The organism is Streptomyces spinosisporus (assembly GCF_022698145.1).
Taxonomy (GTDB): domain Bacteria; phylum Actinomycetota; class Actinomycetes; order Streptomycetales; family Streptomycetaceae; genus Streptomyces; species Streptomyces spinosisporus.
On sequence record NZ_JALDAX010000057.1, the window covers coordinates 1 to 1,098 of the forward strand.

A 1,098-nucleotide genomic window follows, 5' to 3' on the forward strand; every position below is an offset into this window, starting at 1 on the left:
CTCGCCCAGGACCCTGGGGGTCACGGCGTTCTCGACGTCAGCGGGTGGGGGATCACCCTTGTCCACCCAGAAGAAGGGCTTGTCGCACTTGTCCCAGCCGGGCGGGAAGCTCTCGTTGACGTACGAGTCCCACCAATAGCCCTTGCCGGTCTTCTCCTTGTTGAAGTCCTTGTACGTACCGGGCTTGTCGCCGCCCTTCTCGTACTTGTTGCGCTGCTCCAGATCCCACTGGGAACCGGTCGAATCGGCCTGCCAGATCGGCTCCAGATAGTCCTTGAGCTCGGCGGGTGAGTACTTGGGCGCGTACCAGCAGGCGGGTGGGGTCCAGGACGTGGTGGACGTGACCGGGCCGGCGGAGTTGCCGGTGCCGTTCTTGGAGCGGTCGTAGACGATTGTGCCGACGGTCGACGAAAGGGTTCCGTCGTCGGTGGCGTTGCCGTGCTGCTCCGTCTGGCTACCGTTGTTGCCGTGCTTGTCTCGCTCGGCGAAGGCCGCTTGGGACATGACGACGGGAACGCTTGCAAGGGCCAGGACCGTAATGGTTCTGGCCAACTGCCTCACGGCTGGCACGCCTTGTCTCCCCTGTTCGACACGATGTTGGTCGTCTGCCAGACGCCTTCGGCGTTCTTGGTGAGTACGGAGTGGTAGAGCACATAGGCGTTTGCGGTTGTCGGCGTCTTGTCGACCTTTTTGGTCTTCTTGTTCTTGATGAAAGACTTGCTTTCGTCGGAGCAGTACGTGATGTATGCCTTGTTGGCTCCGGAGAGGGTCACTTTGCGGTCGAAGTACCGGGTCTCGCCGATCCACGTGTCGGCGTCATCGATGTATCCCTGCACGTATGTGATTGAGGAACTCAGAGCCTTGTCGGCGTTGTAGAAACCAAGCGCCTTCGTGTTCGTGCTTCCCTTGAAGATTGCCTCGTCGACAGAGTTGATGCTCAGGGCGCTGTCTGCGAGCACGGCGTCCTTCGTCTTGTCGCCCGTCTTCTGGTCTTCGAAGACGTTCTTGGCGTCGGAAGGGAAGGTGATGTCCGGACGGTCGGACGTGCTGGAAGCGGAGGCGCTCGGTGAAGCTGACTTCGAACTTTGCGTGTCCGCG

1 protein-coding gene and 1 pseudogene are annotated in these 1,098 nt (G+C 60.7%); both read right to left on the reverse strand.

Annotated features, from left to right (window positions below; translation table 11 throughout):
* Nucleotides 1-504: pseudogene (locus MQN93_RS43670) on the reverse strand (hypothetical protein); the annotation flags it as partial.
* 53 nt (nt 505-557) lie between these two features.
* A partial coding sequence (locus MQN93_RS43675) for a hypothetical protein (protein ID WP_242713913.1) occupies nt 558-1,098 on the reverse strand: 541 nt, incomplete at its 5' end.